The sequence below is a fragment of the Cupriavidus sp. SW-Y-13 genome, from assembly GCF_009793345.1.
In the GTDB taxonomy this organism is placed as follows: Bacteria; Pseudomonadota; Gammaproteobacteria; order Burkholderiales; family Burkholderiaceae; genus Cupriavidus.
Genome location: NZ_WHLX01000002.1, coordinates 54165 through 80629 on the forward strand (window position 1 = coordinate 54165; position 26465 = coordinate 80629).

The window sequence follows — 26465 nt, forward strand, 5'->3', positions numbered from 1 at the left end:
AGGTAGCTGCCGGGATCGGCGCGGCCTGCAACCCACTGCAAAACATCGTCTGGAGTGTTCTCATGGCTCGCTTATTGGTAATGGGTCTGCTCGCCGTCGCGCTGACGGCCTGCAGCAGCGCTCCACCGTCCACCACGGGTGCGCCGCAGCAACCGCCCGCAACCGCTACGGCAGCAGCCCAGAAGCCGGCGCAGGCCCAGACCCCCGGGCCCGACGCCAACGCGGTGGACCCGGCGGTCATCAAGGCACTGCAGGACATGGGGGCGAGCCTGCAAGCGCTCAAGCAGTTCGAGGTCGGTATCAGCCTGACTGGCGAGCGCGTGCTGCAGGATGGTCAGAAGTTGCAGCACACCGCCGTTGCGGATCTCGATGTCGTGCGACCGAACAAGCTGCGCGCAACGATGCGCAGCGCGCGCCTGCAGCGTGACCTGATCTACGACGGCAAGACGGTGACGCTGTACCAGCCCGAGCAGAAGTACTACTCGCAGGCGCAGTTCAGCGACAACCTCAATGTACTCGTGGATCGATTGGGCGAGCGCTACGGAATAGAGGTGCCGTCTGCGGACCTCTTCCTGTGGGGAACGCCTGCGGCGCCGGTGGACAATATCCAATCGGCAATGAATGCGGGACAGGATTTCATCGCTGGCGACCTGTGCGATCACTATGCGTTCCGGCAGGGCCAGTTCGACTGGCAGATCTGGATCTCCACGGGCGCGCGCGCGCTGCCGCGCAAGCTGGTCATCACGAACCGCGCGGATGACGCACGACCGCAATCCATTACGTACTACAAGTGGAATCTGAATCCGAAGTTTGGCAATGCCACGTTCGCATTCACGCCGCCGAAGGGTGCCAGGCCCGCCGAGTTCGTTCCCCTGAAGTCCCGCTAAGGAGCCCGCGATGACATACGCATTCGGGAAGCACTCGATGGTTTGCGCGATCGCGCTCGTCCTTGTGGCATGGGGTGGCATGACACCGGCGGAAGCCCGCCCGGGCGGAGGCGGTCATGGAGGAGGCGGACGCGCCGGAGGCGGCGGACACATGGCTGCGCAGGCGGGAGGGGGCGGCGGTGGCGGTGGGGCCCGGATCAACAACAGCCGTACGGACGCACGCGCCAACAACGTCCGCAGCAACAGCGTCAACAGCGTGAATGCCACCCGGAACGTCAACGTCAATTCCAATCGCAACGTCAATGTGAACGTCGATAACCACGGCGGATGCTGCGGATGGGACAACGATTACCATCCCGTGGCAACGGCTGCGGCTGTCACGGCGACGGTGGCCGTGACATCGGCCGTGATCGGCTCGATGGTCCGTTCGGTACCTCCCAACTGCGCGCCGGTGAACTATGGCGGCATGGTCTACCAGCAATGCGGCGGCACCTGGTATCAACCGCAGGGTTCGCAATACGTGGTGGTCAATCCGCCTTACTGAGATCGACAGGTCACCCGACACGGGTACCTGTGCCGACGCAGGGTGCCGAGGAGTCGCCCCACGGGCTATACGCTGGTATAGCCCGGCAACGCCAATGTAGGGATCGCGCGAATCCTCGGTAGCATGGTTTCTCGCGGTCCGCACTCCTACTATTCAATCAAGGCCACGGGCACAAGCTGCTGGCCAGCCTCGGCGCCCTCACTGGTGCGCCAGCGCAAGAGATCCCACGACAGTTCCACGTTTTTTCCAGGCACTTTTGCCCGGAGGGGTGAAGCTTTGCGCCTTGCACATGGAACATCGACGGGCGGTTTGGTCGGCTATCGATTGAGCGGCAACCATGGACACCTCACATATCGATCTGCTTCAGGACTGGGATGCGGCCAATGGCGTGGCACGCCAACTCAGAGTCGGCGCGCATCTGACGAGCGCGCGCGACGGCTATCTGCACCACGGCATCTATGTAGGGAATGGCATGGTCATTCACTACGGAGGGTTTGATCGTGTCGCGAAGTGCAGGCCGGTCGAATACATTTCCCTGCGCAGGTTTGGCGCGGGTGTGGGTGTCACGGTTCGCCCCGAGTCCGAAGCCGTCTATCCGGGCCACGAAGTGGCCGACCGTGCGCGGTCGCGCCTGGGCGAAGACAGATACCAGTTGCTGACCAATAACTGCGAGCATTTCTGCGCCTGGTGCGTGTCCGGCGTGGCACGCAGCGAACAGGTATATCGTTGCCTGCGCAACCCGTGGGCCGGGCTGCGCATGTTGATGGCGCTGCTGCGCGGCATGCGCGAACCCGCCGGTCTGACAGCGTCGGCCTAGGCCGGCAGCGTTCGGCCTCCCTGTCAGGGGCGCATGTCCTGGTACAGCTTGAGCATGTTCCGATATTTACTGGCTGTCCGGTCGATCGAGAACTGCATGCGCACCATGTTGTCGGCAAACGCCACGCGCTCGGTGTCCATCTCCACCGTGTTGCCGTCCATGCTCGATTGCAGCGGCACGCGGTAAAGCAGGTCTTCCTCGATGACTGGCGGGGTTGCCGGTAGATGCGCGACCGATGTCGTGGTCATTCCCGGAAAGCGGTGACCGTTGCCCATCGCCCCTTCGAGCGCCTGGCTGAAGTTGATGTCGCGGGCCTTGTAGTTCGGTGTGTCGGCATTCGCCACGTTTGCCGCCAGCACCTCCAGACGTTTCGTGCGCAGCCGCAGTGCCTCCTCGTGAATGCTAGGCCCACCCCGCGCATAGCGGGGAATGTGAAAGTCGTCGTCCATGCGGTAACTCGGTGTCCATCGAGGGGCAAAGCGTAGTGCATGCGTGCCCGGGTTGCCTTGTGGAACTAAGGCGACTTTGCGCGGGTTTCACATTACCGGTCTGACATCTCGGCGCTGCGGACACCGTTGGCCGCTGCGCGTCCGAACGATCAAAGCGAACTCGCCACGTCAGCTACCACGGTGCGCAGCCAGATGTGCGCCGGGTCCTGCCGATAGCGCACGTGCCATGCCATGTGCAGCGGAAAGGTTCCAAGATCCACGGGCGCGGCCACTACCTTCAGGCGCGGGTCGTGGGCCAGGCGACGGCAGATCAGCTGGGGAAGCGTGGCGCAGTAGTCGGTGACCGCGACAATCTCGGAGATGGTCGCGAAGTGGGTGACCGACACCACCACCTCCCGCGTGAGCCCCTGACGGTCCAGCGCCTGAAAGAGTCCGGCGCGCAGCCGCCCCGGGGGCAGCACGTTGACGTGTTTCAGTCGTTCGTACTGAGTCTTTGTGATTCGGCTGCCGATTGTCGGATGATCGGCACGCACCACGCAGGCCAGGCCGTCATCCGCAATGTGTTGCACCACGAGATTGTCCGGCGCATCGCTGAGGCGGCCCAGCACCATCGCGGTGGTGCCTGACGTCACCCCAGTCTCCGCGAGGTCGTTGCCGAAGGGCAGCAGACGTATCTGGATGCCTGGCGCGAGTGCAGTGAGCCGCGCAACCAGCGCGGGCACCAGCACGAATTCCACGTAGCTGTTGGGCGCGATCGTGATGATCTGGTCGGCGCATGACGGGTCGAAGGCCTGCTGTCCGAGTACCACCGTATCCATCGCAGCCAGCGCCTGGGTCAGCGCCGGTGCGAGCTGCTCGGCCTTCGCAGTGGGCCGCATGCCATAGCGTTCACGGATAAACAGCGGGTCCTGCAGCATGGTGCGCAGGCGCGACAGCGCATTCGACAGTGCGGCTTGCGTCATGCCCAGGCGGTCGGCGGCGCGGGTCACGCTGCGCTCCTCCATCAGCGCCACGAAGATCGGTAGCAGGTTCAGGTCGTAGCGCATCGCGACATATATCGCTGGCAATAAAACTGGATTATAGAAATTAAATTGGATGAATCACTGTCCGGCGCCGATGATTCGCTCATCCCAACACCGAACGGAGAGCACCATGTCCCTCAAGAACCTCATCCCTGGCCGCCTGGGCTTTGGCACCGCACCGCTGGGCAACATGTTCCGCGCCATTCCCGAAGCCGAGGCGCAGGCAACCGTCGATGCCGCGTGGCAGGACGGCATCCGCTTCTTCGATACCGCGCCGTTCTACGGTGCCGGCCTGGCGGAGGCGCGCCTGGGCGACGTGCTTGCGGGCCGCGACCGCGACAGCCTGGTGCTGGCCACCAAGGTTGGCCGCCTGGTGCTGGACGAGGTCGAGGACGTCACCGCGCGAGACCTGGGCGAGAAGGGCGACGTGTTCCGGCACGGCCGCGCCAACCGTATCGTCAACGATTACTCCGAGGCCGCGACGCTGCGCTCGATCGAGGACAGCCTGAAGCGTCTGAAGACCGATCGGCTCGACATCGTGTGGGTGCACGACGTGGCGCAGGACTTCTACGGCGACGAGTGGCTTGGCGTGTTCGAGACTGCACGCAAGGGCGCCTTCAAGGCGCTGGACCGCCTGCGCGATGAGGGCGTGATCCGCGCCTGGGGACTGGGCGTGAACCGCGTCGAGCCCATCGAACTGCTGCTCGACCTGCAAAGCGCGCAACCGGACGGCTTCCTGCTTGCCGGCCGCTACACGCTGCTGGATCACTCGCGCGCCTTGCAGCGGGTGATGCCGCAAGTGGCGGCACGCGGCCTGGGCATCGTGGTGGGCGGCCCCTACAGTTCGGGCGCGCTGGTTGGCGGCCCCAATTTCGAGTACGCCCCGGCGACACCGGCGATCCTGGAGCGGGTGCAGGCGATCAAGTCGATTGCCGATCGTCACGACGTGACGATGAAGGCTGCGGGCCTGCAGTTCTCGCTGGCCCATCCGGCTGTGGCAGCCGTGATCCCAGGCGCCAGCCGGCCGGAACGCATCGCCGAAGACCGCGCAGCGCTGGAAGCACAGGTGCCCGTCGACTTCTGGCGTGAACTGCGTCAGGCCGGACTGGTACATCCCGACGCGCCGCTGCCGCACGGCATCTGAAACACGGAAGACTGTCATGCTCAACCAAGCCTACGAAACCCAGTGCGCCTCGACGAAGACGCACTGCACCGATGCTGGCCAGATCCGCCGCAAGACCTTCACGCTGCTGGCACTGGCGCTCGGCACCTTCTCGATCGGTACGTCCGAATTTGCCAGCATGGGCCTGCTCCAGCAGTTTGCCGCGAGTCTGCACATTGACCTGACCACCGCCACGCACGCCATCGAGGCGTATGCGCTGGGCGTGGTGCTCGGCGGTCCCGCTGTGACGATCCTGGCGGCCAAGCTGAACCGCAAGCACCTGTTGCTGGCCTTGATGGCCGTCTTCGTGCTTGGCAATGTGCTGTCGGCAGTGGCGATGGGGTTGGGCAGCTTCACGCTGGCGCGCTTCCTGAGTGGCATTCCGCAAGGGGCCTACTTTGGGGCAGGGGCCGTGGTGGCCTCCTATATCGTCGGGCCGGGTCAGGGTGGGCGGGCCTTTGCGTTGGTGATGACGGGGCTGACGGTCGCCACCATCGTGGGGTCGCCGCTGGCCACGCTGATGGGACAGACCCTCGGCTGGCGCAATGCGTACCTGGCCGTATCGGCACTGGGCCTGTTATCGCTGCTGGCGCTGTGGGCCTGGGTGCCGCGCTCCAGTGCGCTGGATGGTGGGCCGGTGCTGCAGGAGCTTCGGGCGCTGAATCGCCCTGCCGTCTGGGCGATGGTGGTCGTGGCCGCCCTGGGCGTGGCGAGCATCTTCGCTGTCTACACCTTCATCGGTCCCCTTGTCACCGATGGCGCGCGGCTTGGCGAGCGCTGGATTCCGGTTGCGCTGGGCATCTTCGGCGTGGGCATGACGGCGGGCAATGTCATCGGCGGCTGGCTGGCCGACCGTCACCCCACGCGGGGACTGGTGGCCGGTTTCGGTAGCGCGTTGATCGTCCTTGCGCTGCTGGCCACAGGCGGGCAGAACGCCGGTGTCCTAATGGTCGGTCTGTTTGCGGTGGGCGCCACGATGATGGTCGCCATCCCGACCATCCAGGTCCGGCTGACCCAGGCCGCTCCCGATGCACCGACGTTGATGGGCGCGATGAACCTGGCAGCGCTCAACGTGGCGAACGCCATTGGCGCCTGGGCCGGCGGGCAGGTCATCGCGCAGGGACACGGCTTGCTGTCCGCAGTGTGGGCGGGTTTTGCGCTGACGCTGGCCGGGCTTGTGCTGTTCCTGCTGATTTCACGCAAGCGTGCAGTCGTTGGCAGGCCGAGCGAGGCCTATCCCGTCTGACCCAGAAACCGTGCCGGCATGGCCGGCACAGCGGGCAGGTGGTACGTCAAGCCCCGGTCGTGTTATTCCACTTCGCCGCTATCGGTGTCGCCAATTTGCGCGTCGTTCTCGTGACGCATGGCCGCCGCAGCGAGCGTTGTGGCCTGGGCGGACGCGGTTTCCTTGCGTTCGCTATAGCGATCCGTCAGATAGTCGCTGCGGTCCCGGACCAGCAGCGTGAACTTGTAGAGTTCTTCCATGACGTCGACCACGCGGTCATAGTAGGGCGACGGCTTCATGCGCCCCTCGGCATCGAACTCCTGGTATGCCTTGGCCACCGACGACTGGTTCGGAATCGTCACCATGCGCATCCAGCGTCCCAGCACGCGCAGCGCGTTGACGGCGTTGAACGACTGCGAGCCGCCGCACACCTGCATCACTGCCAGCGTGCGTCCCTGCGTCGGACGAATGCCGCCTATCTCCAGCGGCAGCCAGTCGATCTGATTCTTGAAGACCGCTGTCAGCGTGCCGTGGCGCTCGGGGCTGCACCAGACCTGGCCTTCCGACCATTCGGAGAGCTTGCGCAGCTCGACCACCTTGGGGTGATCGGCGGGCACGCTGTCGGCCATGGGCAATTCAAACGGATCGAATACGCGGGTTTCCGCGCCGAAGTGCTGAAGAATCCGTTCGGCTTCATGCACGAGCAAGCGGCTGTAGGACGTTTTGCGAAGCGAGCCGTAGAGCAGCAGGATACGCGGCGGATGCGTGCTGACACGCTGGGATTCCAACTTGTGGAGGTCGGGCGTGTCGAGCGCTGCCGGGACGATGTTGGGGAGATCGACCATCATCGAATCTTCCGGCCTTGCGCGTCAATCACGGCCTCGCCGTCTTCCTTGGTGAAGGCGCCTTGTTGCGGTGCCGGCAGGATGTCCAGCACGACTTCGGACGGCCGGCACAAGCGCGCGCCAAGCTCGGTCACGACGAAGGGGCGGTTGATCAGGATCGGATGGGCCAGCATGGCGTCGAGCAACTGGTCATCGGTCAATGCCGGGTCGGCGAGACCCAGTTCGGCGTAGGGCGTGCCCTTTTCGCGGATCGCTTCGCGAACGGTGAGGCCCGCTTCGCGGATCATCGCCTGCAAGGTCTGCCGGCCGGGTGGCGTGCTCAGATACTCGACAACAACCGGCTCGATGCCCGCATTGCGGATCATCGCCAGCGTATTGCGCGACGTACCGCACGCCGGGTTGTGATAGATGGTGACGGTCATGGGTGTCTCAATGCGATGCGTACCAGTGCTGCGAGCGGTTGACCACGCCAACCACGAGCAGCATCACGGGAACTTCGATCAGCACGCCGACGACGGTGGCGAGCGCCGCGCCGGATTGGAAGCCGAACAGGCTGATGGCAGTGGCGACGGCCAGTTCGAAGAAATTGCTCGCGCCGATTAGCGCCGATGGGCCTGCGACGCAATGCGCGACGCCGAGTTTGCGATTGAGGAGATAGGCCAGCCCGGAGTTCAGCACGACCTGGATCAGGATCGGCACAGCAAGCAGCAGGATGATGAGAGGCTGGTCGACGATGGCGTTGCCTTGGAAGCCGAACAGCAGCACCAGCGTCGCAAGCAACGCGGCAATCGAGTAGGGGCCGAGGGAACCGACCACGCGCTGGTACGTAGCTTCGCCGCGCGCCAGCAATGCCTTGCGGATGAGCTGCGCGACCAGCACCGGCACGACGATGTAGAGCGCGACCGATGCGATGAGCGTATCCCATGGCACGGTGATCGATGACAGGCCCAGCAGCAGCGCAACGACAGGCGCGAAGGCCACGATCATGATGGCGTCGTTGAGCGCCACCTGCGACAGCGTGAAGTAGGGATCGCCCTTGCAGAGTTGCGACCAGACGAAGACCATCGCCGTGCACGGCGCCGCCGCCAGCAGGATCAAGCCGGCGATGTAGCTATCGAGTTGATCTGCTGGCAGCCACCCCGCGAACAGATGGCGCACGAAGATCCATCCGAGCAATGCCATCGAGAACGGCTTGACCAGCCAGTTGACGAAGAGCGTCACGCCGATGCCGCGCCAGTGTTCCGAGACCTGGCCCATGGCGCTGAAATCGATCTTGATCAGCATCGGAATGATCATGACCCAGATCAGCACGCCGACCGGCAGGTTCACCTGCGCCACTTCCATGGCACCAATGGCGTGAAAGACCGATGGCAGCCATTGGCCGAGCAGGATGCCAACGACGATGCAGACCGCTACCCAGACAGTCAGATAGCGCTCGAAGAATCCGATGGCGCTGGGACGTTCTACGGCCCCTGCGGATTGTTGCGCCGTGCTCATTGTTTCGAGGACGCCGAGGCAACGGAACAAGCGGAAACCGACGAGCACGGGTTGCCGCCGCAGCAGTTCTCCGTCAGATAGCCCAGCAAGTCATTCATGGTCTCGAAGCGGGCCATGTAGAGGATCGAGCGGCCTTCCTGGCGGCTGGCCAGCAGTCCGGCACGATGCAATTCCTTGAGGTGGAAGGACAGCGATGACGCTGGCATTTCCATCAGTTCGGCAATGCGGCCAGCGGCCAGTCCTTCAGGGCCGGCCTGTACGAGCAGGCGGAAGACGGCGAGGCGGACGGCGTGGGCCAGTGCCGCCAGTGCTTCGAGAGCGCGATCGGTTTGCATCGTTCGAATGTAGTCGAAATATCGAAGGGATGCAACCATGATTTCGGAGGGAATCGCGAGACTGACGTCGGGGAATGGTGGCGGATTCCATCGGCCAATGCCTTCGATGTTTCCGCCACGCGGCCGAACGACCTTCAGCGCCGAGCTGGCTTATTCGTCAGCCTTTGCGCCTGACTGATGCACGATTTCGGCCCATTTTTTTCCTTCGGAGACGTTGTACCGCGCAAAGTCTGCTGGCGAAGAGCCGATGGGTTCGGCGCCCATGTCGGCATATTGCTGGCGCACGTCCGGACGCTTGAGCGCCGCGGCCGCGTGAGCGGCCAGCTTTTCGACCACCGCGGGCGGAGTGCCGCGCGGTGCCCAGAGGCCATACCAGGTGCTGATTTCAAAGCCCGGCAGACCGGACTCCGCAACGGTGGGGATGTCGGGCAAGGCGCTGGCGCGGCGTGCGGTTGTCACCGCCACGGCACGCAGCTTTCCGGACTTGATGAAGGGCATTGCCGAAGGCATCGAATCAAACATCAACTGGATCTGCCCACCCATCAGGTCGGTCAACGCCGGTGCGCTGCCCTTGTATGGCACATGCTGCATCGAGACCTTGGCCGCCAGCTTGAAGGATTCGCCGGCCAGTTGCTGTGCCGAGGCATTGCCCGCCGAACCAAAATTCAGCGAATTGCCCTGGCGCCTGGCATACGCGATCAGGTCCTGCACGGTCCTGACCGGCGAGTTGTTGTTGACCACCAGCACCAGCGGCACGTCGGCCAGTTGCGTGATGGGAACGAAGTCCTTGAATGCGTCATAGCGCATCCTGGAATAGATGCTTGGGTTGATCACATGCAGCGAGGCATTGGCCAGTATCGTGTAGCCATCCGGTGTTGCGCGCGCGACGGCTTCCGCACCGATCATGCCGCTTGCACCGGGTTTGTTGTCGACGACCACGCTCTGACCCAGGCTCTCGCTCATCTTCACGGCCACCACGCGTGCGAGCAGGTCGGTCGGTCCGCCGGCGGGATAAGGCAACACCAGGCGCAGGGGATGTTGGGGGAACTCCTGTGCCGAAGCGCCAGCGGACAGCATGGCGACGGCAGTTCCCGCCAACGCCAGGGCTGTGCGGAGCCGTGGCCACGCAGCTGTTCTGGTTGATGAAGTGTTCACGTCTCTGTCTCCTTGATTTTTATTGCTACCTTGCCAACTACCTTGCGGGATTCCAGCGCGGCGAGGGCATCGCCCAGGCCGGTAAGCGGATAGACTGCGGACACGGTCGGTTCGAGCTTTCCTTCCGCGGCCCATTGCAGCAACGTGGACATGACAGGCTGCAACGCGGACGCATGTTCCGCGCGCTCATTGGTCGGGGTCCAGCCGATGTAACGGCCAAAGAAGAATCCGTGCAGCGTCAGGTTCTTGACCAGCAGCAGGTTGACGGGGGCCTGCGGAATGGAGCCACTGGCAAAACCGATGCTGAGGATGCGAGCGTTGGGCGCCGCTGCCCGCAGCGCTTGTCCAAACAGGTCGCCGCCGACCGGGTCTACCACCACATCCGCGCCGCGGCCATCGGTGAGTGCCTTGACGGATGCCGCGAGATCTTCGGGCGCCAGCGCATGCGTGGCGCCTCGGCGCAGTGCCTCCGCGCGCTTGGCTTCCGTACTGGCGCAGGCGATCACGGTAGCGCCAAGCTGACGACCAATTTCCAGCGCGGCGAGACCAACCCCGGCCCCGGCGCCGAGCACCAGCACGGTGTCTTGCGCGCGCAGTCCGCAACGCCAGACCAATCCGCAGTACGCGGTGCCATAAGACAAGGGAATCGGCAGCGCCGACGTTGACGGCAGCGATTCCGGTACTGGGTAGACCGTGTACTCGGGGAGGGTCAGGCGCTCCGCATAGCCGCCCCAGTCGGCAATCGCAACCACGCGGTCGCCGGGGTGGAGTCGCGTCACGGCATGTCCGCAGGCCACCACGTGTCCCACCACCTCGGTGCCCGGCACGAATGGAAGCGGCGGGCGTCGTTGGTACTGGCCGGCAATCATCAGGCCTGTGGCATGGCTGACGCTGGCGAACTCCACGGCAATCGTGACCGCGTGCGGATCGGTCAGTTCAGGTTCGGCCACGCTCGCGAGTTCTACGTCCTTGACGCTGCCAAATTGCCTGCATACGAGCGCTTTCATTGCGCCTCCGCGAGTTGGGTTGCCGCCTGTCGCACCACACCTTGCTGCAACCATTGGTCGATGGCCTGTCTGGTGAAGCCCGCCTCCTGCAACAGTTGCACCGTATGCTCGCCGTTGTCAGGCGCCGGACCCACGGGGCGACGCATGCCTGTGGCGGGGATGCCGGCAAAGGGCAGTGCCCCCAGCCCGGGCTGTTCGATGGTCTGGAACGTTTGCCGATGCAAAGCCTGCGGGTGCTGCAGCACGTCGGCATAGGTGCGCACCGGCGCATGAAGTACATCGTGACGGGTCAGTTTTTCCTGCCACGCCGCAGTCGTGCCGGTGGCAACGATCTGCGCTACCTGCTGGTTCAGCAGCGCCGCATGCGCCATGCGCGACGCGTTGTTGTCAAAGCGTGCGTCACTCAGCCAATCCTCACGCTCAAGTGCTCGGCAGAGTTTGGCGAACTGGGCATCGTTCAGGGCAAGCAGCGTCACGCTGCCATCGAGCGTGGCATAGATGCCGTTGGGTGCGCTCACCGGTCCGGCAGCGGATGGACCCGCGATGGCATATTCGAGGAGATTGTTGGCTTGCAGCGCGCAGCAGGCGTCGAAGAGATTCAATTCGACATGGCCGCCGCGCCCCGTGCGAAACCGCCGGCACAATGCGGCGGCGCAGGCCTGGGCCGCGTAGAGGCCGGTGGCGGCGTCCGCCAGCAGCATGCCGATACGCCGGGGCGTGCCGTCAGCGTCGCGATTCGCGAACATGAGTCCGGTGTCGGCCTGCATCACGGAATCCGATGCCGGGTAATCGGCATAGGGTCCCTCGGGTCCGTAGCCGCTGATGGAGACATAGACCAGTTCCGGCCGCCGCCTGGCCAGTTCCTCATAGCCCACGCCCAGCCGCTCCGCCACTTGCGGGCGGAAATTCTGCACGACGACGTCGGCCCGAAGCGCCAGTTCCAGCAGCAGGTCCTTCCCCGCGCCGGTCGTGGCATCGATGCAGATACTGCGCTTGCCCGCGTTATAGGCGATGCCCAGCGCACTGGTGCTGCCATGCACAACACCGACCTTGCGGCCCCAGTCGCCAGTTGGCGGTTCGACCTTGACGATTTCCGCGCCTTGCTGCCAAAGGATGTGTGCGCAGTACGGGCCCGCAATGCCCTGGCTGATATCCAGCACGCGCAGGCCCGCAAAAGGCAGCGTTTCAAGGGTTGGATCGGTGTCGTGCGGGGCGTCTCGCATGGGGGTAACTCAGCATGAATTGGCTTGATGCCTATGCTAGGGTTACGCCTGCAGTGAAACAATCCTTCGATTTGTGCCAGTGGTGTTGACTCGTGATTGACAATAGCTTCGACCTCAACCTGATGCGCCTGTTTGTGACGATGGTGGAATCGCGCACGATGACGCTGGCCGCCGAACGCAGCGGCATGACGCGTTCCAACGTGTCGCGCCGCCTGAAGGTGCTCGAGCAACACCTCGGCGCGCAATTGATGCGAAGGACGACGCGGCACGTCGAGTTGACGGAGGCAGGACAACTTCTCTATGCGCACGCGCTGCGCATGCTCGATGAGCTGCAATCGGCCAGCACCGCGATCGACAGTCTTGGCACCGTAGTGCGCGGCGACGTGCGCATTCGCTTGCCTACAGGCCTGGGTCATCTCTATCTGACGCCCTTGCTTCTGGAGTTCGCCCGCGTCTATCCGCAGATATCGCTGCGCGTGGCGATCAACGACAACATTGGCGATCTGATTTCCGCGGAAGTCGATGTGGCGTTGAAAATTACCTCGCAGCCGCCGGATGATCACGTGGCACGACGCATCTGCGGCGTCGGCTGGTGCCTGTGTGCAACGCCGTCGTTTCTGGAAGGTCGCGCCCCAATCCTCAGTGTGGCCGACCTTGAGCGTTACGACATGATTGCACCGGCATCGCTGGGCCGGCGCTTCACGCTCAAGGTCTGGATGGCAGGCACGCCGCAGACGCTGCGCGTGTCACCGCGCATTCAGTCCGGCGACTATCCCTTTCTGCTCGAGTCCATGATGGCGGGCCTTGGCGTGGCGCTGTTGCCGCGCTATGCCGTCTGGCGGCAGCTACAGGCGGGACAGGTGCAGGAGGTGCTTGCAGAATGCGAGGCGGAGGGCGTGGGCGACAGTGTCTATATGCTGACGGCGCCAAGCCGCTATCCCACGCTGGCGACGCGCACGTTGATGGACTTCATTCGCATGCACCTGGAGCGGCAGGCCGAAAGCTGGGGGCAGAGCGCGAAACGTCAGCAAGCCTGACTCCAACATAACGTTCTCCAGTCACTGGATCGCGTTGCCTTCAAAGTATTGCAATGCAACTCAATTGCATTTATTCTAGTATTCGCAACAGTGTTGCAAATACTGACTGAGCCTGCGCGCCCCGCTTCCTTGACATCCACCCGTCTGACCACCTGGATTCTTATCCTCCTTCTGCTGTTGCAGGGGTGGGCGGCGCTCGCACATGTGCATGGCAGGCATTCCGGCATGGGCGACGGATTGAGTATCGGCAGCAGCGAATTCGCGGCGCAAGCCAGCGTGGCAGGGGACACCACGTTCGCGTTGAACGAGTCCGCCGATGAGGACGGGCAAAGCGAGCCGACGGAAAGTTGCCGGTGCCTCTGGTGCTCCGCGCGGTTGCATGCGGTGGCGTGCCTGCTGATTCTGGCGGCCGTGCTGCTCGGCACGGTTCGCCATGTCGAGCGGCTTGTCTTTCGCGTCATCACACCCGTCTGGCGTACCCGCTTCGTACCTCGCATAGGCTCGCGCGCCCCGCCCGCGATCTGAGTCTTCTGGCGCTCGCGAGTTGTGAGCGCTGTCTCCTTCCCTCCCTTTCCCTTTTTATCGCCGCCCTCACGCGCACTGTCGCGGGATGGCTGCCGGCCGTACCTACCATGCAAAAGAACAAGATGCCGCGCCTCACGCGCATTGCCGCGTTGATTTCCCTTGCCTTCAGCGGCCCCGGTCAGGCCGCGCCTGCCGATCCGCCCGAGACGGTCCTGCCAACGGTAAGCGTGGTGGCCGATACGTCGATCGACATGCAGGGCAAGCGCACCATCGTCACAACTGACAGCACCGGCCTGCCTGCGGTGGTATCCACGATTTCCCAGGAAGAACTGGGCACCATCAACATTGGCCGTGACATCTCGAACATGTTCCGCCGCGTGCCTGGCGTGGTTGCGAACAACATCGACCAGGGCGATACCGGCAACGGTTTTCGCATGCGGGGGTTTGCCACGCAGGGCACGCACGGTGCCGATACCGCGGTGTATGTCGACGGTGTGCCGCAGAACACGCCATCCAGTCAGGCGGGAGCGGGGCACGGTCCGGCCTTTCTCGAATGGCTCACGCCCGAGATGATCGGCCAGATCGATGTCATCAAGGGGCCGGTGTCGGCGCTCTATGGCGACCAGAACCGTGCCGGTGCGGTGCCGATAGCAACGGTCTCGGGCGATGTGCCATCGAGCATCTCGCTCGGCTTCGACCGGTACGACGGCAAGCGCGCTTCGCTCGTGCTGTCTGGCAGCTACGCGTTCCGGCCGGAATCGCCGCCGATCCAGTCGGTGTTCGTGGCCGACGTGTACCGCACGCACAGCTATCGCTACGACGGCAGCACGGACCGCGACAACTTCATGTGGAAGCTGACGACCAAGGTGGGCGATGGTATCTACAGCCTGCGGCTCAACCACTATCGCGCCGACTATCGTTCTGCGGGCTACCTGCTGCTCAGTGACCTGCAATCGGGCAAGGTCGACCCGCGCTCCACGCAGGCGGGCCTGCCCGGCTTCGGCAGCGGCAGGCGCACGATGTTCGCGCTCAACCGCGCGCCGGCGTCCGGGGAAGGCGGCTGGTACGCCACGGTCTACGGCGAAGCATTCGACCGTCAGCGCGGCATCACCAATACCAGTACACAGCAGACCGTGGGCACCGACGACCGCAACATCTTCGGCGGCCGCCTCGCCAACAATTTCGTGTTCGGAGACCGGGCTGCATTGATGATCGGTGCCGAGCTGCGCCGCGATCATGGTGATGCACAGCGGCAGATCTGGATGAATGGCGTGCCGACCGCCAACTACGTCAATGCGCAGGGACTGAACCTGCTGACCTATGGATTGTTCGTGCAGGGGCAGGTCAGGCCGCTCGACTCGGTAAAACTGACTGCGGGCGTGCGGCGCGACTGGTTCGACTACGACATCGACAACCGCAAACTGCCGGGCGCCAGTACACACTATTTCTCGGGCGTGACGACGCCGAAGTTTGGCGCGGTCTGGTCCGTGCTGCCCCGACTCGATCTCTTTGCCAACGTTGCGCAAGGGTTTCGCTCGCCAGCGGCGGAGCAGATCAGCAGCAGCGGCGGTACGGGGCCACTGGGCGCACCCGGTGGCGTGATCTACGATGTGTCGCCATCGAAGGTGAAGTCCTATGACGTGGGATTCACCACCACGCCAGTGGACAGCGTGACCCTGACTGCCGCGGCCTACTACACGCTCAACGAGGATGAGATCGTCGCCCAGCCCGATGGCTCGTTCAAGTCCGTGGGCGACACCACGCGCAAGGGGTACGAAATCGAGGCGCGCTGGCGTCCGCTGCGCCAGTTCTCGATGTACGCCAGCTACGGTCACATCATCGAGGCCCAGGCCAACAACCCACTGCCGAATACCGGTGCAAAGCTGTCCGTGCCACGCCATCAGGTGAAGGTGGGCGCCGAATACAAGCAGAAGGTGCAGGCGGCGATGCTGACGCTGAATGCCGATGCCTACCTGACCTCGGGCATTCCGTACTACATGGGCACGCCGCAGACGCAGTTGCGCGACATGCCCACCTACACGCGCTTTGATCTGCGCGCGGTGCTGGACTGGAAGCAGTATCAATTGTCGGCATATGGCGTGCTGCAACCACATCGTTTCTCGACCGAGGCTGCATACGGCAGCACGACGGGATTGCTGGTGGCGCCGCAGCCCAAGTGGCAATTCGGCGTAGCTGGTCGCTATTTCTTCTGAGGCGGTCACATGCTCGACATCTCCGATCTGGTGGTGCGCCGGGGTCGCCGCACCGTCATTCACCACCTGAGCCTGGCTGTGCCGAAGGGAAAGGTCTACGCGCTGCTGGGCGGCAATGGCGCGGGCAAGACCACTACGCTGGATGTACTGCTCGGATTGGTGACACCCGCCAGCGGTGTCATCACGCTCGATGACATGCCGTTGCAGGACAGGCGCGCCGACTCCGGCCGCATCGCCTATCTTCCCGAGATCGTGGCGCTGTATCCCTATCTCACCGGTATCGAGAACCTGCGGTATTTCTGTGCGGTGGGCGGCATCGATCTCTCGCGTGAGCAGGCCGTGGGCTTGCTATCCGCGAACGGCCTGCATCCCGAGGCACACGGTGTGCGCGTCGCGCAGTATTCGAAAGGCATGCGGCAGAAGGTGGGCCTTGCCATCGCACTGGCAAGGCCAGCGGCACTGCTGCTGCTGGACGAGCCCACGTCGGGGCTCGATCCGGGCGCGGCCGACGAGATGGCGCAGCGTGTGCGTCGCGCTGCTGACGGCGGCATGGCTGTCCTGATGACCACGCACGACCTGCTCAATGCGAAGCAGCTTGCGGATCGCATCGGCATTCTGCGTGGCGGCGTGCTGGTGGCCGAATTCGATGTTGGCACCATCGGCATCGAAGACCTGTTCCGCGCTTACCGGGCATGCATGCGTGACTGCGTGGAGGGCCAACCATGATTCGCGCAATCGTCGTGAAGGAAATGCGGGCGCAGTGGCGTGAAGGGCGGATGCCGATGCTGTGGCTGCTGGGTGTTGGTCTCATCGGCTTGATCCTGCTGGTGTCGGTGCAACGCTGGGAGAGGTTGCAGCAGGAGATCGCGCAGGTGGAAGCGGCCACGCGCCAGCAATGGGACGAGCAGGGCGCCAACCATCCGCATCGTGCGGCGCACTTTGGTCTGTACGCGTTCCGGCCGACCTCGACGCTGTCCATCATCGAACCGGGACTGTCCGACTATTTCGGGCAGGCGCTGTGGCTGGAACCGCATCGACGCAATGTCGGCAGATTCGAACCCGCACAGGATGCCTTGCCGTCGATCCGGTTCGGGGATGTCAGCGCCGGATTCCTGCTGGCAACGCTGCTGCCGCTGCTCGTCATCGCATTGACCTACGATGCCATTGGCGCCGAGCGGCAGTCGGGCACGCTGCGTATGCTGTATGCCAATGGCATGCGGCGGCGAGCGTGGATAGCGGGCAAGCTCGCCATGCCGATGCTGTGCCTTGCCAGCCTTGTGATGATGGCGATGGCCGCAGCGTTGTGGCTGACCGGATCGAGCGGGACACATGCGGACCTCGCGCGGACGCTGACCATGGGCGCGGCCTATCTCGCCTACGCGATGGTGCTCGTGGGTATCGGTGTTGCCGTGTCGATCCGTGTGTCGGCATCGCGCACGGCTTTGCTGGTGCTGCTGGCCTTCTGGCTGGTGACCACGGTTGCCATTCCGGCGGTGGCGGCGGGCGTAGCGGCGCGCGTGGCAACGCTGCCCACTGCGCAGTCCTTCTGGTCGGCCATCGAACGGGACTATCAGCAAGGCTTGCCCGGCGATGGTGACCTCGCAACGCGCGGGCTGCGATACGACAAGGCGTTGCTGGCGCGCTATGGCGTGAGTCGGCTCGATGACTTGCCTGTGGGTGCGGCGGCGATGCGCAGGCTGGCGCGCGATGCTTACGCGGATCGCGTCCACACCTTGCATTTCGACGCGCTCTGGAAGCGGTATCAACGGCATGAAGACATGATGCGCATGGCGGCGCTGTTCAGTCCCGCGCTGGCGGTGCGCAACCTTGCCATGAAGATGGCAGGCACTGACCTCTCGCACCAGCGCCACTACGACGACGCTGCCGAGCACTATCGGCGCGTGGTCAATCGGACTATCGACGAATGGGACGTGGCGCATTCGCGCGGCATGCCTTCGTCGGATGCGCGCTACGCGGATGCTGCACTGTGGCGCGCGATTCCGACATTCCAGTATGCGTCGCCGTCCGCCGCGTTCGCGTGGCGGTCTGCCTTGCCCGAGATCGCGATGCTTGCCGCATGGGGCGTCATGGTGATGCTGGGCTTGGTGTGGTCGATGCGGAGGATGCGTCCATGATGTGGCTGATTGCAGAATGGCGCCGCCTGTATCGACAGCGCAGCGCGCAGATCGGCCTGTTGGTGTTCGGCGGATTGCTTTGCCTCTACGCGGTCTTGTCCGGCGCGCGGGCGGAAGATTGGCGTAGCAAGTTGCGAGCATTGGGAGATGCGGATCGCGCGGCCGTCATCGAGGCGCACACGATGGCGTCCCACCATCGTCCAGCATCGCCAGAGCAGGCCGCCGGTGCCGCATTTCACTTCGCGAAGTCGTCGGCGCCGCACGCGATGCTCGCGCTATCGGGCGGACTCGCCCTGGGCAGCAGCGCGCTCGATGTGTTGCCGCCGGCCGTCAGGGTGACGGTGGAGAGCCGCCACACCAGCAGCCGTCACGACGCCACATTGGCAAATCCACTGCTGCAGCGCTATGGTGGCTTCGATCTTGCCACGGCCATCGCATTGCTGACGCCGCTAGCGATGATCGCGCTCTGTGCGGGCATCGCGCAGGGCGCGCGTGAAGCGGGCACCTGGCGGCTGACGGTGGCGCATGGGTCGGGGCAGGGAAGATGGATTGCCGCCGCCATCGTCGTGCGCGCCGCTGCGGTCTGGATGGTTGGCGCTGTGGCGTCCTCGTTCGCATTCGCACTCGATAGTGGCGCAACCCTCGGGGCATACACCGCGTGGCTCGTGTTGCTCGCTGTCTTTGTGGCATGGTGGGCTGTCGCATGCGCGATGCTGAACCGGTTGCCCGGATCGGAAGCCACGGCCATCTTTGCGGGGCTTGGCTTGTGGGCCGTCACGACGTTTGGCGTACCGGCGATGCTGGGTGCGAGACTGGACCAGCAGATTCCAATCGCATCGCGCCTCGCGACAGTGGTCCAGATCCGCAACGTGCAGCAGCATGCGGAAGCGCAGATGCCTACGCTGGTGGAGGACTGGTATCGTGCGCATCCCGCATGGACACCCACTGTGCCGACGTCGCACAAATGGCCGGTGACCTTCCTGCCACGCTATATCGAGCAGGAAGCGCGTCTCCGCCCCATCATGGCCGCATTCCATGAGACACGGGCAGCGCGGTACGTGCAGGCCGAGCGATGGGCGTGGCTGTCGCCGGCGCTGTCGGCGCTGCACGTTGCAGACCGGCTGGCCGGGACGGATGCGCCGCGTTACGCGCGCTTCGCCGCCGCCGTGGATGCGCATGAGGCAGCCTGGCGCGCGTTCTTCGTTCCGCGTGTGATGAGCTATCGCGGCGTGTCATCCGAAGCGTACGGGCGTTTGCCCGCATTCACATGGGATGGTCAGTCGTCGGAGGGGGCGTGGCGTCTGATATGGCCGCTGCTTGGCTTTGCTGCACTGGGCAGTCTGGTGCTGGCCGGATGGCGGGGCAACAGATGAAAGGGCTGGCGCATGCGGTGATCATGATGTGTGTGAATCGACCGTGATGCCCCGCATGGCATAGCCAGCTTCGCTCATCACATCGGCATGGTGTTCGTCAGAGGTGTGGCGTCATGCCATCGGACAAACTGAGCCGATAGGCGCGGAATGCAGGCCAAAGCGAGGCGAGGGCGCCAGCGGCGATGATTGCTGCCAATACGGGCAACTCGCTGGCTTGCGGCCACACGACCGGTAGTGCCATGCCGAATGTCGATGCCAGCCATCCCGCTGCAAGGAACGACACGCCGGACAGCAGCAGATAGCCAGCGATCGTGCCCACCAGCATCAGGCATACCCCTTCCGCGACGAGAAGCATGAGGACATCGCGCGGACGCGCACCCATGGCGCGAAGGATGGCCAACTCGCGACGCCGTTCTCCCAAGGCAGCCAGAATCGACGACATCAGGCCGGCCAGGCCTACGGCGACCACCATCCACGACATCAGCAGCAACCCTTTCTCGATCATGCCGACGGTATCCCACAGTTCGTCGAGCGCCACGCCAGGCAGCACCGCCATGAGCGGCTCCTTCTGGTCCTCGGCAATCTGTGACTGCACGGCGAAAGCGCGAGACCGCAGCTTCAATCCCACAAGTACGCCAGTCACTGTCTTCGGGGTCAGGTCGAACTTCTTGACGAGTTCCGCAGGGATGGCCATGCCCGGGATGGGCACGCCCGCTTGCCAGTCGAGGTGAATCGCCTCCATGCCAGCCAGGCCGATGTGGACTGTCCTGTCCACCGGCGTACCGGTCGGCGCAAGAATGCCGGTGACGACGAATGGCTTGTCGGCGTGCTTGAGATCGTCACCCATGGCCTCCAGGCCGCTGCCATGGCCAAGAACGATCTTGTCTCCGAGGCGATAGCCGAGCCGACGCGCGACCTCCGCACCCAGAACGGTGTCGAAGATGCCATCCAGGCCTGGCCTGCCGTCTGCGATTCGCAATGGCTGCCTGTCGCCGTATTGGTAATGGCGGAAGTAGTCCGTCGTGGTGGCGAGTACCGGAAATCCGCGATGCGAATCGCCGAGTGACATCGGGATCGTCCACGCGACAAGCGGATGGCTTGCCAGGCGTTGGGCGCTATTCCAGCTCATGTTGTTCGTGGCGCTTCCGAGCCGGAACACCGTGTACAGCATCAGTTGGGTAGGACTCCCCCTTGCGCCGACAACCAGATCCGTTCCTGAGATCGATTGAGAAAACCCTTGCCGGATCTGATGGCGTAGTCGTTCGACGCCAAGCAGCATCGCCGTGGATAGCGCGATGGCGATCACCATCAACACCAGGTTGTGGCGCCGGTTCCAGGCGCTGCGCGCTGCGAGCCCGAGTATCGTGCTCATGGACGTTCTTCCCCGGTTGCCGGCATGGTGAACTGCATGTCAAACCGGGAGGCCAGCCGCATGTCATGGCTGACGAAGACCAGACTCGCGCCCGCGGCCTCGCATTCGCGCATCAGCAACGACATGAAGGCGGACTGGCGATCGGCGTCCAATGCAGAGGTGGGCTCATCGGCCAGCACAAGGCGAGGCCGGCCAAGCAGCGCGCGTGCGGCGGCAACCCGCTGCTGCTGCCCGACCGAAAGCTGGGCCGCAGGCCGTTGCCACAGTGACGCATCCAGATTTAGCCTGCCGAGCAGCATCTCCGCCGCATCGCCAATGGTCGGCCCTTGCGCCAGCGCGCGTTCGCGGCGCTGTCGGGAGAATCGGCATCCGAGCAATACGTTGTCGTTCACGGACAGATAGGGAAGCAGATTCAGTTGCTGAAAGATGATGCCGATGTGTTCGGCACGATGCCGGTCGCGCTGCGCGGCACTCAGCTTGCGCAGCGCGGTGTGCTGCACGACGATTTCCCCCTGCTGAGGCACAAGCACCCCGGCAATGAGGTTGAGCAGCGTGCTCTTGCCGCTGCCACTCGGACCCGAGACGAACACGCGCTCGCCGGCACGCAACTCCAATGCAGGAATGGCAACGCTCGGCGCCGACTGCCCCGGCCAGCGAAACGCGACGTCCTGGATCGACAGAACAGGTTCCATGTCTTTCACTTCCGGTCACCAGGCAATGCGGGCGTTTCGTGGCGACAGGACAGTGCGACCCTGGCGCTGCGGCCAAGGATGCCAGTCGCCACGGGAATGCGTTGGAAAGTCATGCTGCGCCACGGCAAGGGGGAGAGGAGAATTCGCGATATTAATGCAACAGTGTTGCATTGTCGATCATGCCGCGAAGTCTCGGTGCTTCAACCTGGAAATGGAAGACTGCTGCGCGCGTTCGGTCAGGTGGACCGCTCTCATCACGCCAAACGGAATTCGCGCATCCTGGCAGGTAACCTGACCCCGGCATGCACTAGGCTTCTACGCAATCGGAGATGCATGAGAGGTGGAGCATGCGATGCGCGTAATGGGCAAGCTGGTATCCCTCGTCAACCGCCGGGCGTTGCGGACCGAAGGGCACGTGTTCGCGGTAACGCCCGAGCGCATTGCGTGGATGGAGGGCTTTCAGGCGTTGGTGGCGATGGCACCGATGCTCTGCGCGGCGGTGCTGCTCGACCGTTCCGAGATCGCGTTCGGCGCGGTGGCGGCGTTCTGGACTTGCCTGTGCGATCCGCAGGGTTCCACCGCCGGACGGCTGAAGGCGATGGGCATATTCATCGCGCTCGGCGCGGCCGTTCTGCCAATAGCCGCGTACAGCGCGCATTTCGGATTTGCGGCGAGCGTGGCGGCGTTGCTCGTTCTGGTATTTCTCTGTGGCCTGACGCGCTCTTACGGCCCCGTGCTGGGACCGATGCCGGCACAGGCCGGCTTGATCGCTTCGCTGGCCGTGGTCATCGGCATTGCATCCCCTGCACCGTTGTTGGGCGCACTGGTGCAGGCCGGATACTTCCTGCTCGGCTCGTTGTGGACAGTGCTGTTCTGTGTGGTGTTGTGGCCCGTGCCGTTTTCGCAGAGCGCCTGCCGGACCTTGGCATCATTGTTCGGGCGGCTCGCGGACATGGCCGGTGTTCTGCAAGAGCTCGATCCCGGCACCGGGCGGGATGCCGAGCGATGGATCGCGTTCGATACGGTGTATCGGCGCGGCGTGCGGTTGTCGATCGAGCGGGGCAGGGCGCTTGCAGCGCATGACCTGCGGACCGGCGCGATCCTGGGGCCTGGGATCGACGCAGCAGGCAGGGTGTTCTCCGCGCTGATCGCCATCGGGCATTTTCGTCGGCAGACCACACGGATACCCGATCCCGATGTCGCGTCCCTGCTTGACGATCTCCATCGGCTGTTGAGCGATGTGACCCTGCAGGCCGAAGACGGGATGCCATTTCCGCCGCAGTTGGCCGCGCAGGTGGAGATCTTGCTGCAGCGCATCGATGGCCGCAACGACACGACTGCGCGGGCGGTGGCGTTTGCGGCAAAGGCAATCGGCCGCGTGGCACGCCGGGAGGCATTGGAGCCAGCGCCGACCGCAACGTCGGCAACGCCTCGCGGTTGGGGCGTGCCTGACGCCATGGTGTGGCGCCACGCCCTTCGCGTAGCCGTGGCATCCGGCCTGGCATACGTGATCGGCACAATGTTCAGCGTCACGTTTGCCTACTGGGCGGCGATTGCCGCAATCGTGGTGACACAGCCGCTCTCCGCGAACACATGGCTACGCATTGTGGAGCGCGCGGTGGGCACGTTGGTGGGTGGCTCGATGGCCGCGGTGTTGCTGGCGTCACTGTCGAGCCCTGCTGCGATGGTCATGGCCATCCTGCCGCTGGCGGCCGTGACGGTTTCACTGAGACTGGTGAATTACGGGCTGTTCGTGATCTTCCTCACGCCGATGTTCATGCTGCTCTCGGATTTCATCCATCCGTCGGGTGGACTGATTGCCGCGCGCCTGACCAATGAAATGCTCGGCGCGATGGTTGGCGTGGCCGCGAGCTTCCTGTTCTGGCCAGAAAAGGAGCGCCACGTGCTGGAGACCGCGATCAAGGCGTCGCTCTCCGCCAATATGGCGTTCGCCTCCGCCGTACTGCGTCTCGATTGTGATGACGCGTCAACGCTCGACCAGCTTCAGCGTGACGCCGGCCTGGCCAGCACGCGGCTGGAAGTGGCGCGCGAACGCATGCTGCTGGAAGGCTACTGGCGTTCGGCGCGTTTCGAGCGGCTGCAGCAAGTCATCGTCGCGATTCGGTCGGTCTGCGGTGCGGCGGCGGTGGTCGAGGTGTTGCGCAGTGGTTTGCCCGACGAAGCAGACCGTCAACGCGCCGCACGATACGAGGCGTTGACGGCCAGCCTGCTGGCGATGCTGGATGCGGGGCCGGGCGTGCAAGCTGCCCCGGACCCGGCGCTTTACCGTGATACGTCCGGAGACGAACTTGACCTCGCAGTCCGGCATCTCGTGACGACGCTGCCGGACCTCGTTGCCGGTCGCACCGCGCTGGCTACTTCGCCGCCTTGAGTGCCTCGACAATGGCTTTGCCCACCGCCGCGCCGGAAGCGGGGTTCTGGCCTGTGATCAGGCGGCCATCGACAACGAGCTTCTCCTGCCAGGGCGCCACCGAAGAGAACTCGGCGCCTTCCTCGCGCAGTGCATCTTCGAGCATGAAGGGCACATCGTCCTTGGCATAACCGTTTTCTTCGGCGTTCGAGAATCCCGTCATCCGCTTGCCCTTGACGAGCGGCGTGCCGTCGTCGAGCTTGACCCCCACCAGCGCGACGGGGCCGTGGCACACCGCGGCCACGACCTTGCCGCCGTTCCATGCGCGCAGCACGGCAGCCTTCACGTCGGGATCGCTGGCGATATCGACCATCGGCCCCAGGCCGCCCGGAAAGAAGATGGCGTCGTAGTCGAGCACATCGACTTCCGACAATTTGCGGCTGTGCGCCATCCGGCGGATCGCCACGCTCTTGCTGAACGCGACCTGCGACGGGTCTTTCTCGTCGTAGCCGTCAAAGGGTGGGTTGCCTCCCTTGGGCGATGCGTACTCGATGGCAATGCCAGCGGCGTCGAGTACCTCGTACGGATGCGCGACCTCGGGATAGAAGTAACCGGTGCGGCGCTTCTTCGGTCCGATCTCTGCGGCGTTTGTGAGGATGAACAGCACGTGCTTGACGGTCATGGCGGGGCTCCGTGGAATGTGCGCGGGCATTGCGCGATGCGCCGTTAAGCCTAGTCAAATTGGCGCCGGTCCGATAGCGCCTTGCGTTGACGACTTCGATGGGCTAACACCTATCAGGTTGTCCCGTCCGCAATACCTTCACGATCTGCACTGGACCCCGGCAGTGGAGCCTTCGATGACAAGCGATGCCCCCAGCACAATGACTTCGCGCCGCGAGCAGATGTATCCGCGGATCACGGAAGCCGAGATCGAGCGCATGATGCGCTTCGGCACGCCGCACACCTACGAGACCGGCGTGCACCTGCAGACAACGGGCGTGCGCACGCCCGGCATGTTCCTGATCCTGCGCGGCGTCGTCGCCATCATCCAGCGCGACGGCATGGGCAATACGCGTCCCATCGTCCAGTTCGGGCGCGGCGACTTTGCTGCCGAACTGGGTGCGATGTCCGGCAAGCCGTCGCTGGTGGATGCCGTGGCGATTGGTCGCGTGGAGGCGCTGTTGATCGCACCGCGTCAGTTGCGCGCGCTGATCGTGGCCGAGGCCGACCTTGGCGAGCGGCTGATTCGCGCGTTGATCCTGCGGCGTGTGTCGTTGATCGAATGGGCGGCAAGCGGGCCCGTGCTGATCGGTCGCACGGGTTCGGCCAATCTGTTGCGGCTCGAAGGATTCCTGCGCAGCAACGGCGAACCGTATCGCGTGCTCGATGCGCAATTCGATGCCGACGCGGCGGCGTTGATCGAGGAATATGGGGCGGCACCCGGTGAAGCGGTGGCCGTCTGTCCCGATGGATCGGTACTCGTCAATCCGACGGAAGCGGCACTGGCACGCTGCATGGGCATGGTGGATACCGAGGAGCGCCACGAGATTTTCGACGTTGCGGTGATCGGTGCGGGGCCGGCGGGTTTGGCGACTGCGGTGTATGCGGCATCCGAGGGGCTACACGTGGTGGTGCTGGATCGCCGCGCCTATGGCGGGCAGGCCGGTGCGAGTGCGCGCATCGAGAACTACCTGGGTTTTCCGACGGGGATATCGGGTGCGGCATTGACGGGGCGCGCGCATGTGCAGGCCGAGAAGTTCGGCGCCGAGATCCTGATACCGGCCGAGGTGCAGCGGCTCGATTGTTCGCGCTCGGCATCGGATCATGCGGTGCGATTGCAGTTGACCGATGGACGCTGGCTGCGTGCACGCACCATCGTGATTGCGAGCGGTGCGCGCTATCGTCGGCCCGCCGTGCCCACACTGTCGGACTACGAAGGCAGGGGCGTGTGGTACTGGGCTTCGGCCATCGAGGCGCGGCAATGTGCGCAAGCGGAAGTGGCGCTGGTGGGCGGCGGCAATTCGGCAGGGCAGGCTGCGGTGTTTCTGTCGCAGCATGCGTCGCGCGTGCATGTGCTGGTGCGTGGCCCCGGGCTAAAGAGCAGCATGTCGCGTTACCTGATCGATCGCATTGGCGCCGCGCGCAATATCGAAGTGCGACCGTTCACCGAGATCGTCACGCTGCACAAGGGTGACTGCAACGGCCTGATTGGTGTGACGTGGCAGGACCGCCGCTCGGGCGCCACGGAAATGAAGGCACTCAAGAACATCTTCCTGTTCGTCGGGGCCGACCCTGAAACGCAGTGGCTGGGCGATTGCGGTGTGCTCACGGACCGATCCGGGTTTGTGCTCACGGGGCCGCACGCAGAGATGCCGGGCATGGAGCGCGAGCTTGGCGCACTGGAAACCTGCGTGCCCGGCGTGTATGCAGTGGGCGATGTGCGGTCGGGATCGATCAAGCGTGTGGGCGGGGCGATTGGCGAAGGCGCGGCAGTTGTTGCGCAGATTCATCAATACCTTGCCTTGTTCAGTGATCCGCCTGCGGTGGACGAGATGCCAGCCGCGCGAACGTAGGAGCAG

At 64.3% G+C, this 26465-nt stretch carries 25 protein-coding genes; 13 read left to right on the forward strand and 12 right to left on the reverse strand.

The genetic code is table 11. From position 1 onward, the window contains the following. The first annotated feature begins 62 nt into the window (after positions 1-62). The 3 genes from GA566_RS16215 to GA566_RS16225 all read left to right on the forward strand — a co-directional run bounded on the left by GA566_RS16215 (position 63) and on the right by GA566_RS16225 (position 2248). The gene (locus tag GA566_RS16215; protein ID WP_160473352.1) at positions 63-887 is read left to right on the forward strand and encodes a DUF2092 domain-containing protein; all 825 of its coding nucleotides are present in this window, start codon (positions 63-65) and stop codon (positions 885-887) included. 10 nt (positions 888-897) lie between these two features. Continuing rightward, positions 898-1431 carry a hypothetical protein gene (locus GA566_RS16220; RefSeq protein WP_202126818.1) on the forward strand — a complete coding sequence of 178 codons (534 nt, stop codon included), beginning with the start codon at positions 898-900 and terminating at the stop codon, positions 1429-1431. Positions 1432-1768: 337 nt separating this feature from the next. After that, positions 1769-2248: a lecithin retinol acyltransferase family protein gene (locus tag GA566_RS16225; protein ID WP_160473353.1), complete on the forward strand. Its 480-nt coding sequence runs from the start codon at positions 1769-1771 to the stop codon at positions 2246-2248. A gap of 23 nt (positions 2249-2271) precedes the next feature. On the opposite strand, the gene flgB is transcribed toward GA566_RS16225, so the two are convergent. Beyond that, a complete protein-coding gene (gene flgB / locus GA566_RS16230; RefSeq protein ID WP_137928607.1) occupies positions 2272-2697 on the reverse strand; it encodes a flagellar basal body rod protein FlgB in 426 nt (141 codons plus the stop codon). Positions 2698-2846: 149 nt separating this feature from the next. Then, positions 2847-3743, reverse strand: coding sequence for a LysR family transcriptional regulator (locus tag GA566_RS16235; RefSeq protein ID WP_160473354.1), 897 nt, complete (start codon positions 3741-3743; stop codon positions 2847-2849). A gap of 106 nt (positions 3744-3849) precedes the next feature. On the opposite strand from GA566_RS16235, the gene GA566_RS16240 reads away from it, so the two are divergent. Together GA566_RS16240 and GA566_RS16245 are read left to right on the forward strand one after the other, a co-directional pair. Continuing rightward, the gene (locus GA566_RS16240) at positions 3850-4863 is read left to right on the forward strand and encodes an aldo/keto reductase (RefSeq protein WP_137928605.1); all 1014 of its coding nucleotides are present in this window, start codon (positions 3850-3852) and stop codon (positions 4861-4863) included. Positions 4864-4879: 16 nt separating this feature from the next. Continuing rightward, entirely contained in the window at positions 4880-6127 is a 1248-nt protein-coding gene (locus GA566_RS16245; RefSeq protein WP_160473355.1) for an MFS transporter, read from the forward strand. Between the two features lie 62 nt (positions 6128-6189). Here GA566_RS16245 and arsH read toward each other — a convergent pair whose 3' ends face one another. The 7 genes from arsH to GA566_RS16280 all read right to left on the reverse strand — a co-directional run bounded on the left by arsH (position 6190) and on the right by GA566_RS16280 (position 12168). Continuing rightward, positions 6190-6954, reverse strand: a complete 765-nt coding sequence (arsH, locus tag GA566_RS16250; protein ID WP_160473356.1) for an arsenical resistance protein ArsH — start codon at positions 6952-6954, stop codon at positions 6190-6192. After that, complete coding sequence (gene arsC, locus GA566_RS16255; RefSeq protein ID WP_160473357.1) at positions 6951-7373, reverse strand: arsenate reductase (glutaredoxin); 423 nt, start codon at positions 7371-7373, stop codon at positions 6951-6953. The genes arsH and arsC overlap by 4 nt, the downstream gene beginning before the upstream one ends. A 7-nt stretch (positions 7374-7380) precedes the next feature. Beyond that, entirely contained in the window at positions 7381-8448 is a 1068-nt protein-coding gene (gene arsB, locus GA566_RS16260) for an ACR3 family arsenite efflux transporter (protein WP_160473358.1), read from the reverse strand. Further along, a complete protein-coding gene (locus GA566_RS16265) occupies positions 8445-8783 on the reverse strand; it encodes a helix-turn-helix transcriptional regulator (RefSeq protein WP_160473359.1) in 339 nt (112 codons plus the stop codon). The genes arsB and GA566_RS16265 overlap by 4 nt, the downstream gene beginning before the upstream one ends. Before the next feature lie 150 nt (positions 8784-8933). Beyond that, complete coding sequence (locus GA566_RS16270) at positions 8934-9860, reverse strand: tripartite tricarboxylate transporter substrate binding protein (RefSeq protein ID WP_237380706.1); 927 nt, start codon at positions 9858-9860, stop codon at positions 8934-8936. 74 nt (positions 9861-9934) lie between these two features. Next, positions 9935-10945 (reverse strand): NADPH:quinone oxidoreductase family protein, encoded by a 1011-nt coding sequence (locus GA566_RS16275; RefSeq protein WP_160473361.1) that lies wholly within the window; start codon positions 10943-10945, stop codon positions 9935-9937. Beyond that, positions 10942-12168 (reverse strand): CaiB/BaiF CoA-transferase family protein, encoded by a 1227-nt coding sequence (locus GA566_RS16280; protein ID WP_160473362.1) that lies wholly within the window; start codon positions 12166-12168, stop codon positions 10942-10944. Before GA566_RS16280 ends, GA566_RS16275 begins: the two co-directional genes overlap by 4 nt. A 92-nt stretch (positions 12169-12260) precedes the next feature. Here GA566_RS16280 and GA566_RS16285 point away from each other — a divergent pair, with 92 nt between their 5' ends. The 6 genes from GA566_RS16285 to GA566_RS16310 all read left to right on the forward strand — a co-directional run bounded on the left by GA566_RS16285 (position 12261) and on the right by GA566_RS16310 (position 19451). Then, positions 12261-13205, forward strand: a complete 945-nt coding sequence (locus tag GA566_RS16285; RefSeq protein ID WP_137927887.1) for a LysR family transcriptional regulator — start codon at positions 12261-12263, stop codon at positions 13203-13205. Positions 13206-13334: 129 nt separating this feature from the next. Beyond that, positions 13335-13730 carry a DUF2946 family protein gene (locus GA566_RS16290; RefSeq protein ID WP_160473363.1) on the forward strand — a complete coding sequence of 132 codons (396 nt, stop codon included), beginning with the start codon at positions 13335-13337 and terminating at the stop codon, positions 13728-13730. A 107-nt stretch (positions 13731-13837) separates the two neighbouring features. Beyond that, positions 13838-15943, forward strand: a complete 2106-nt coding sequence (locus tag GA566_RS16295; RefSeq protein WP_160473364.1) for a TonB-dependent receptor — start codon at positions 13838-13840, stop codon at positions 15941-15943. A 9-nt stretch (positions 15944-15952) separates the two neighbouring features. Then, the gene (locus GA566_RS16300; RefSeq protein ID WP_160473365.1) at positions 15953-16669 is read left to right on the forward strand and encodes an ABC transporter ATP-binding protein; all 717 of its coding nucleotides are present in this window, start codon (positions 15953-15955) and stop codon (positions 16667-16669) included. Then, positions 16666-18078 carry a DUF3526 domain-containing protein gene (locus GA566_RS16305; protein ID WP_160473366.1) on the forward strand — a complete coding sequence of 471 codons (1413 nt, stop codon included), beginning with the start codon at positions 16666-16668 and terminating at the stop codon, positions 18076-18078. The genes GA566_RS16300 and GA566_RS16305 overlap by 4 nt, the downstream gene beginning before the upstream one ends. Then, entirely contained in the window at positions 18075-19451 is a 1377-nt protein-coding gene (locus GA566_RS16310; RefSeq protein ID WP_160473367.1) for a DUF3526 domain-containing protein, read from the forward strand. The genes GA566_RS16305 and GA566_RS16310 overlap by 4 nt, the downstream gene beginning before the upstream one ends. 97 nt (positions 19452-19548) lie before the next feature. On the opposite strand, the gene GA566_RS16315 is transcribed toward GA566_RS16310, so the two are convergent. Continuing rightward, on the reverse strand, positions 19549-20823 hold the full coding sequence (locus GA566_RS16315; RefSeq protein ID WP_160473368.1) for an ABC transporter permease: 1275 nt from the start codon (positions 20821-20823) through the stop codon (positions 19549-19551). After that, the gene (locus tag GA566_RS16320; protein WP_160473369.1) at positions 20820-21515 is read right to left on the reverse strand and encodes an ABC transporter ATP-binding protein; all 696 of its coding nucleotides are present in this window, start codon (positions 21513-21515) and stop codon (positions 20820-20822) included. Before GA566_RS16320 ends, GA566_RS16315 begins: the two co-directional genes overlap by 4 nt. A gap of 352 nt (positions 21516-21867) precedes the next feature. Here GA566_RS16320 and GA566_RS16325 point away from each other — a divergent pair, with 352 nt between their 5' ends. After that, complete coding sequence (locus GA566_RS16325) at positions 21868-23907, forward strand: FUSC family protein (protein WP_160473370.1); 2040 nt, start codon at positions 21868-21870, stop codon at positions 23905-23907. On the opposite strand, the gene GA566_RS16330 is transcribed toward GA566_RS16325, so the two are convergent. Next, the gene (locus tag GA566_RS16330; protein ID WP_160473371.1) at positions 23891-24568 is read right to left on the reverse strand and encodes a type 1 glutamine amidotransferase domain-containing protein; all 678 of its coding nucleotides are present in this window, start codon (positions 24566-24568) and stop codon (positions 23891-23893) included. The two genes, GA566_RS16325 and GA566_RS16330, sit on opposite strands and share 17 nt — an antisense overlap. Positions 24569-24743: 175 nt before the next feature. Between GA566_RS16330 and GA566_RS16335 the strand changes: the two genes are divergently transcribed. Beyond that, positions 24744-26459, forward strand: a complete 1716-nt coding sequence (locus GA566_RS16335; RefSeq protein ID WP_137927878.1) for an FAD-dependent oxidoreductase — start codon at positions 24744-24746, stop codon at positions 26457-26459. Positions 26460-26465: the final 6 nt, after the last annotated feature.

Excerpts from the sequence above, each read along its gene's own strand:
- GA566_RS16295 (WP_160473364.1), top strand. The coding sequence starts at position 13,838 with ATGCAAAAGAACAAGATGCCGCGCCTCACGCGCATTGCCGCGTTGATT.
- arsC (WP_160473357.1), bottom strand. The coding sequence starts at position 7,373 with ATGACCGTCACCATCTATCACAACCCGGCGTGCGGTACGTCGCGCAAT.
- GA566_RS16320 (WP_160473369.1), bottom strand. The coding sequence starts at position 21,515 with ATGGAACCTGTTCTGTCGATCCAGGACGTCGCGTTTCGCTGGCCGGGG.
- GA566_RS16225 (WP_160473353.1), top strand. The coding sequence starts at position 1,769 with ATGGACACCTCACATATCGATCTGCTTCAGGACTGGGATGCGGCCAAT.
- GA566_RS16240 (WP_137928605.1), top strand. The coding sequence starts at position 3,850 with ATGTCCCTCAAGAACCTCATCCCTGGCCGCCTGGGCTTTGGCACCGCA.
- arsB (WP_160473358.1), bottom strand. The coding sequence starts at position 8,448 with ATGAGCACGGCGCAACAATCCGCAGGGGCCGTAGAACGTCCCAGCGCC.
- GA566_RS16310 (WP_160473367.1), top strand. The coding sequence starts at position 18,075 with ATGATGTGGCTGATTGCAGAATGGCGCCGCCTGTATCGACAGCGCAGC.
- GA566_RS16275 (WP_160473361.1), bottom strand. The coding sequence starts at position 10,945 with ATGAAAGCGCTCGTATGCAGGCAATTTGGCAGCGTCAAGGACGTAGAA.
- GA566_RS16305 (WP_160473366.1), top strand. The coding sequence starts at position 16,666 with ATGATTCGCGCAATCGTCGTGAAGGAAATGCGGGCGCAGTGGCGTGAA.
- GA566_RS16220 (WP_202126818.1), top strand. The coding sequence starts at position 898 with ATGACATACGCATTCGGGAAGCACTCGATGGTTTGCGCGATCGCGCTC.
- GA566_RS16300 (WP_160473365.1), top strand. The coding sequence starts at position 15,953 with ATGCTCGACATCTCCGATCTGGTGGTGCGCCGGGGTCGCCGCACCGTC.
- GA566_RS16265 (WP_160473359.1), bottom strand. The coding sequence starts at position 8,783 with ATGCAAACCGATCGCGCTCTCGAAGCACTGGCGGCACTGGCCCACGCC.
- flgB (WP_137928607.1), bottom strand. The coding sequence starts at position 2,697 with ATGGACGACGACTTTCACATTCCCCGCTATGCGCGGGGTGGGCCTAGC.
- GA566_RS16335 (WP_137927878.1), top strand. The coding sequence starts at position 24,744 with ATGACAAGCGATGCCCCCAGCACAATGACTTCGCGCCGCGAGCAGATG.
- GA566_RS16270 (WP_237380706.1), bottom strand. The coding sequence starts at position 9,860 with ATGCTGTCCGCTGGCGCTTCGGCACAGGAGTTCCCCCAACATCCCCTG.
- GA566_RS16280 (WP_160473362.1), bottom strand. The coding sequence starts at position 12,168 with ATGCGAGACGCCCCGCACGACACCGATCCAACCCTTGAAACGCTGCCT.
- GA566_RS16245 (WP_160473355.1), top strand. The coding sequence starts at position 4,880 with ATGCTCAACCAAGCCTACGAAACCCAGTGCGCCTCGACGAAGACGCAC.
- GA566_RS16235 (WP_160473354.1), bottom strand. The coding sequence starts at position 3,743 with ATGCGCTACGACCTGAACCTGCTACCGATCTTCGTGGCGCTGATGGAG.
- GA566_RS16330 (WP_160473371.1), bottom strand. The coding sequence starts at position 24,568 with ATGACCGTCAAGCACGTGCTGTTCATCCTCACAAACGCCGCAGAGATC.
- GA566_RS16315 (WP_160473368.1), bottom strand. The coding sequence starts at position 20,823 with ATGAGCACGATACTCGGGCTCGCAGCGCGCAGCGCCTGGAACCGGCGC.
- arsH (WP_160473356.1), bottom strand. The coding sequence starts at position 6,954 with ATGATGGTCGATCTCCCCAACATCGTCCCGGCAGCGCTCGACACGCCC.
- GA566_RS16325 (WP_160473370.1), top strand. The coding sequence starts at position 21,868 with ATGCGCGTAATGGGCAAGCTGGTATCCCTCGTCAACCGCCGGGCGTTG.
- GA566_RS16215 (WP_160473352.1), top strand. The coding sequence starts at position 63 with ATGGCTCGCTTATTGGTAATGGGTCTGCTCGCCGTCGCGCTGACGGCC.